The sequence below is a fragment of the Cellulomonas sp. genome, assembly GCF_035634735.1.
GTDB lineage: Bacteria > Actinomycetota > Actinomycetes > Actinomycetales > Cellulomonadaceae > Cellulomonas.
The window spans coordinates 1-5,874 of record NZ_DASQCJ010000007.1; the positions used below are offsets into that span (position 1 = coordinate 1).

Annotated in this window: 7 protein-coding genes; 2 read left to right on the forward strand and 5 right to left on the reverse strand. The window is 76.2% G+C overall.

The window, feature by feature from the left end:
• Positions 1-145: 145 nt before the first annotated feature.
• The gene (locus VER05_RS00895; protein ID WP_324843526.1) at positions 146-979 is read right to left on the reverse strand and encodes a class I SAM-dependent methyltransferase; all 834 of its coding nucleotides are present in this window, start codon (positions 977-979) and stop codon (positions 146-148) included.
• Between the two features lie 247 nt (positions 980-1,226).
• Between VER05_RS00895 and rpsT the strand changes: the two genes are divergently transcribed.
• Complete coding sequence (gene rpsT, locus VER05_RS00900) at positions 1,227-1,487, forward strand: 30S ribosomal protein S20 (protein WP_154730608.1); 261 nt, start codon at positions 1,227-1,229, stop codon at positions 1,485-1,487.
• A gap of 189 nt (positions 1,488-1,676) precedes the next feature.
• Here the strand turns inward: rpsT and VER05_RS00905 are convergent, their stop codons facing one another.
• Positions 1,677-3,008, reverse strand: a complete 1,332-nt coding sequence (locus VER05_RS00905; RefSeq protein ID WP_324843527.1) for a helix-turn-helix domain-containing protein — start codon at positions 3,006-3,008, stop codon at positions 1,677-1,679.
• 122 nt (positions 3,009-3,130) lie between these two features.
• Positions 3,131-3,268, reverse strand: a complete 138-nt coding sequence (locus VER05_RS00910; protein WP_168217006.1) for a hypothetical protein — start codon at positions 3,266-3,268, stop codon at positions 3,131-3,133.
• 209 nt (positions 3,269-3,477) lie between these two features.
• Between VER05_RS00910 and VER05_RS00915 the strand changes: the two genes are divergently transcribed.
• Positions 3,478-4,230, forward strand: a complete 753-nt coding sequence (locus VER05_RS00915; protein WP_324843528.1) for an EAL domain-containing protein — start codon at positions 3,478-3,480, stop codon at positions 4,228-4,230.
• Between the two features lie 84 nt (positions 4,231-4,314).
• Here VER05_RS00915 and holA read toward each other — a convergent pair whose 3' ends face one another.
• Both holA and VER05_RS00925 read right to left on the reverse strand, forming a co-directional pair.
• The gene (gene holA, locus VER05_RS00920) at positions 4,315-5,352 is read right to left on the reverse strand and encodes a DNA polymerase III subunit delta (protein ID WP_414647528.1); all 1,038 of its coding nucleotides are present in this window, start codon (positions 5,350-5,352) and stop codon (positions 4,315-4,317) included.
• Positions 5,353-5,356: 4 nt separating this feature from the next.
• A partial coding sequence (locus VER05_RS00925) for a ComEC/Rec2 family competence protein (protein WP_324843529.1) occupies positions 5,357-5,874 on the reverse strand: 518 nt, incomplete at its 5' end.

The window sequence follows — 5,874 nt, forward strand, 5'->3', positions numbered from 1 at the left end:
GGGGTCGCCGCGGGGGCGATGCGCTGGGCCTGGGCGGCGCTCGGGATCGGGGACACGTGCTCCCTCGGTTTTCGCAGGGTCGGGGACTACCCCCCATGGTCCCATGCCCGCGCCCGGGACCGGAGCCGCGCGCCGAGCCGCCTCGTCAGCCCGGCTTCGTGGCCGTGAGGGCGAAGGTCAGCGGGAGGCGGTCGGCGCCCTCCCGGAGCGCCCAGCTGCCGTCGCCCGTCGGCACCATCCCCGGCAGCGCCGGCCACGGGATCGTCCGGTGCTCGGCGAGCGCCACCAGCCGCAGCCCGGCGCCGAGCAGCGCCTGCACGATCTCGGCGAGCCCGTGCTGCCACTCGTAGGTGTCCCGCGCGTCCTCGGGCACCGCTCCCCCGGCGTAGGTCGTCGCGTGCCGGTGGTGCCGCGCCGCGCCGCCGAAGTAGGGCCGGGTCAGGACGAGGGCGCCGTCGGCCCGGTCCGCGTCGAGCGCGTACAGGACCGGGTGCGCCTCCCGGACGTAGAAGGTGCCGCCCGGCCGGAGCAGCCCGGCGACCACCCGCGCCCACGCGTCCAGGTCGGGCAGCCAGCACAGCGCGCCGATCCCGGTGCAGACGAGGTCGAACCGGTCCGGGCACACGTCCAGCGCCTGCGCGACGTCGCTGTCCAGGAACGTCGCCGGCAGCCCGGCCCGCGCCGCCAGGTCCCGCGCCGCCGCGGTCGACGCCGGGGACAGGTCGATGCCCGTGACCCGCGCGCCGAGCCGCGCCCAGGACAGCGTGTCGAGCCCGATGTGGCACTGCAGGTGCACCAGGTCGAGCCCCGCCGGCGAGCCGCCGGGCAGGTGCGGCGCGAGCGCGGCGAGGTCGTCCCGCACCACCGACGTGATCCGGTCGCGGTCGGCCACGAAGGCGTCGGCCCCGTAGGCGACGAGGTGGGCCGGGACGACCGCGTCCCAGCTCCGTCGGTTCACGGCGACGGCGTCCCTGCTCATGGGGCGCACCCTAGGGTGGGGCACCCGGCCGCGACGAGGACTTTCGGGCCCGTCCGCCGCCCCGGCCCCGCGCTTCGTCCGGGCGCCGCTCTCCTGGTAGGCTTGTCAGTCGCGTGTCCGCCCGGGTCGGCGGGCACAAGTCCGGTTCCTCTCCGCGGGTGTCCCCACGCCCCAGTCCCGGCGCCGGACGCGCCCTCTACGACCTTGTTCCTCTCGCTCCGGCGAACACACGAAGAGAGTCCACACCGTGGCCAACATCAAGTCCCAGATGAAGCGCATCCGCACCAACGAGAAGGCGCGCCTGCGTAACAAGGCTGTCAAGTCCGAGCTGAAGACGTTCGTGCGCCGCGTGCGCGAGGCCGTCGCCGGTGGCGACAAGGACGCCGCGAGCACCGCGCTCGTCGCCGCGTCGAAGAAGCTCGACAAGGCCGTCTCGAAGGGCGTCATCCACGCCAACCAGGCCGCCAACAAGAAGTCGGCGCTGGCGAAGTCGGTCAACGCGCTCTGACGCGACCGTAGCCGTCACGAAGGGCGGCCACCCTCTCCACGGGGTGGCCGCCCTTCGTCGTCCCTCGGACGGGTCCGTCCCGGGACCGGCCCGGGTCCGGCCCCGGACGCGCCGAGGGCGTCACCCCCCCTGCGGGGTGACGCCCTCTGTGCGGTCGGGCCGCGGCCCGTCCGTGGGGAACGCGGTCGCTCAGTCCTGAGCCACCGCGCTCCACGCCTCCCACAGCACCGCGGGCACGGCGGGCCGGAAGCCCGCCTCCCGCAGCGCGCGGTCGAACGCCTGTGCCGCCCCGGTCACGTCGCCGTGGCCGAGGAACCGGTCGCCGAGCTCGCGCCACACCGCCGCGGACTGCCGCGACGCGGACATCATGCCGAGCATGTCGGCCGCCCAGCGGTACGCCCGGGACGCCGCCTCGACCTCGCCGCGCGCGTGCAGCGCGTCGCCGATCGCGAGCTGCGCCGCCGCGCCGTCGAGCCGGGGCTGGTCCCCCAGCCGCTCGAGCGCCGCGCGGCCGTACCCCTCGGCCGAGACCGGGTCGCCCTGCATGAGGTGCGCGCGGGACCGCTCGACGTCGAGGCGCGCCATCTCCACCTCGGAGCCCGAGACCTGGAGCTCCGGAGCGGCGCGGTCGAGCTGCTCGAGGGCGGTCGCCGGCTCCGCGGGGTCGCTGCGGAGCAGCAGCCAGGCGTAGTTGAGCCGCAGACGCGGGATGTCGCGGCTGACCTCGCCCTCGCCCAGCAGGGCGAGCGCGCGCTCGGTGTACCGCTTGGCCAGGGCGTAGTCGTGCCGCTGCTCCGCGACGAGCGCCGCGTTCCAGTAGACCGACCCGCGCCCGCGCGGGGTGCCGAGCGACTCCGCCTGGCGGATGAGCTCCGCCGCGCGGTGCGTCGCGTACAGCAGGTCGCCGCGCTCGACGTACGCCCAGAGCGTCGTCGAGCCGAGCCGCAGGTGCTCGTCGGTGCCGGTCAGGCCGGCCTCCTCGAGCTCCGCGAGCTGGCGGTCCCCGACCTCGATCGCGCGACCGAGGTCGCCGGACTCCACGTAGGAGGCGACGAGGGCCGTGGCCGCCGCGGCGGCGTCGAGGTGGTGCTGCTCGGCGCGCGCCTGCGTGAGCAGGGGCTCGAGGACGCCGACGGCGGACTCGAGGTCGCCGAGCATCTCGTGCGCCTGCGCGAGGGCCAGCAGCGCCTCGACCCGGACCTGCCGGGTCACCGGCTCGAGGTCGAGCGCGAGGATCCGGTCGCGGGCCGACGAGGCCTCCCCGGACACGAGGTCGAGCCGGGCGTAGTCGAGCGCGAGCTTGGCGCGCGCCTCGGCCGGCCCCTCGTCGCCGTGCTTGAGATACTCGACCGTGGACCCGAGCCGCTCGGCGATGACGCCGAGCGCCGCGTCGGTCGGCTCGCGCCGACCGGACTCGATCAGGGAGATGTAGCTCGGCGAGAGCGCGTCTCCGGCGAGGGCCGTCTGGGAGAGCCCAGCGGCCAACCGCGCCTGGCGGACGCGGTCAGCAATGGTCGTCATGGGTGTCACTGTACCTATGACGCCTCGTGACGGCGAGCCTGTCACCCGTCCGCCACGGCCCCGGCCCGGCTCGCCCCGCGCATCGAGAGTCAGCAGCGCGAGCCGGGAGGCGCCGAAGGCGTTCAGACGACGATCCGGCAGCAGCCCGTGGCGCCGCTCTGGATCGTGAAGCCGCCGGCCGCGTTGGCCGCACCCGAGGCACCGAGCGTCAGGGTCAGGGCGAGGGCGGCGGTGGCGATGGCCTTGAGCGAGGTGCGCATGGGGGGTCTCCTGTCACAGAATGTTGACTCTCTGTCACGACGATCATGACTGATGCGAGGCGCTTCGCACCACCTCCTGAGCGTTTCCGCTGGAGTTCCGCCCAATCGGGTGAATCGGACGTCACTGTGGCGCGCGATCCCGCGATATCACCCCCGGTCGGAGGCCGGAACCCGTGTCATGTGGCGCTGACTGTGGTGTCATGGATGCCATGACCAGGGGACAGGGCGACGTGGAGCGACGGCTCGCGGACGAGATCGACGCCGCGATCCCGGACGTGCTGCGCCGGGAGTGGGACCGGCACGTCGCGAGCGAGCGCGTGGTCGTGGGGCGGCAGGGGATCTTCTCCCCCCGGCTGCACCCCTTCGGGTACGAGCTCGCGTTCCGGGCGCCGGGCACCACCTCCGCGGACGCGGGCGCGTGGAGCGAGCTGCAGCACGAGCGCGCCACCAGCGCCGTGCTGCGCGCCACGTTCGGGCGCGCCGACGTCGACGAGGTCGGTCACGGCCGGTGGCTGTTCGCCCGCTGCCCGCGGGCGTTCCTCACCGGCGAGCTGCACCTGCCGAACCGCCCCGACCGCCTGGTGGTCGAGATCACCGGCACCACCCGCATCGACGGCGACGTGCTGCGCGGCGTCCGCCGGCTGCGCGAGCAGGGCTTCCGCATCGCGATGGCCGGGTTCGTCTCCCGCCAGGACCAGCGCACGCTGCTCCCCCAGGCCGACTTCGTGAAGATCGACGCGCGCGACCTCGACCTCGAGGGCGAGCCCGTCGTCGACCTCGCCCGGTCGCACGGCGCGCTGCTCGTCGCCGAGTTCGTCGAGACCAGCGCCGAGCTCAAGGCCGGCCGGCGCCTCGGCTTCGACCTCTACCAGGGCAACCTGCTGGAGCGGAGCCTGCTGGTCGACCGGTCGGCGGCGCCGCTCCTGCGGCCCGGGAACACGCTGGGGCAGCACTACATCTGATCGGCCACGCCGCGCGGGCCGGGTCGACGGGGTCGACCGCGTCGGACGGCAGAGGTCGGCGTCGGACGGCGGAGGGTGCGGCGATCAGCGCCGGACGGCGGCGGCGATCCGCAGCACCGCGCGCTCGACGGCGAACCGCGGGTCCCGGCTCGCGCCCTTGACCTCGGCGTCCGCCTGCGCGACGGCGGTGATCGCCGACGCCAGCGCCTCGGGGGTCCACCGCGACAGCTCCTTGCGGGACCGGTCCACCTGCCACGGCGCGAGGCCGAGGTCGCGCTCGGCGCCCGGCCCGCGACCGCGCACCGCGGACACCTTCGCGAGCACCCGGAGCCGGGCGGCGAGCGCCGCGACGAGGGGCACGGGGTCGACGCCGGTGGCGAACGCGTGCCGCAGCAGCGAGACCGCCTCCCCCGCGTTGCCGTCGACCGCGGCGTCGGCGACCCGGAAGCCCGTCGCCTCGATCCGGCCGCCGTAGTAGCGCTCGACGACCTCGACGCTGATGACGCCCGACGTGTCCGCGACCAGCTGGGCGCACGCGGCCGCCAGCTCGCGCAGGTCGCTGCCCACCGCGTCCACCAGCGAGCGCACCGCCCGGGCCTCCATCCGGCGGCCGGCGCGGCGCAGCTCCTGGGTCACGAACGAGGCCTTGTCCGCGTCGCGCTTAATCGCCTCGCACACCGCGACGGGGTGGCCCGCGGCGCGGACGGCGTCGAGCAGCCGCTTGCCGCGCTGACCGCCGCCGTGCCGGAGCACGAGGACCACGTCCTCCTGCGGCGCCGCGACGTACGCGGTGGCCTCCAGGATCAGGTCGTCGGTGCCCTTCTCGACGTTCTCGACCACGACGACGCGGTCCTCGGCGAACAGCGACGGGCTGGTGGCGAGCGTGAGCTCCCCCACCCCGTACGCCGAGCCGTCGACGCGGGTGACCTCCACCTCCGCGTCCCGCTCCCGCGCGAGGCCGACCAGCCGGTCCGCGGCGCGCTCCGCCAGCAGCTCCTCCGGGCCCGTGATCAGGACGACGGGGGCGAGCCCCACCTCGTCCCACGCGAGGCCGGCGGGGGCGGACGACCCACGGCCGCCGCCCCGGGCGGGTCGGCGCGCGGCGGAGGTGGAGGCAGGCACCCGCCTAGGGTCCCACGGCCCGCCGACACCGGAGCACCAGGACGAGCGCGGCCCCGCACGCGCACGCGAGCAGCACCTGCCCGAGCGGTCCGCCCGCCCAGGCGACCTGGGCGCCGGGCAGTCCCGCGGCGCCCCGGGCGACGGCGGCGATCCACCAGCACGCCGCCCCCGCCGCCTGCGCGCACCACGCGGCGGCCGCCGGCCACCAGCCCAGCAGCGCGGCGAGCAGGCCGCCGACCGTCGCCGGAGCGACCGCGGGGGCGGCGGCGACGTTCGCCAGCACGGCGTAGGCGGGCACCGCCGGGGTCAGCACGAGCAGGACCGGGCCGCACGCCGCCTGGGCGGCGACCGGTACCGCGACGGCGGTCGCGACGGGCCCGGCGGCTGGGCGCGGGTCGTCGCCCGGACGTCCCGCGCGCCGCGTCGCGGTCACGCGCCGGTCCCGGGCCGGGGCCGTCCCGAACCCGCCGCCCTCGCCCGGCCCGGCCAGCCGGCCCCTCATGCCGATCCCGTCCGCCGGGG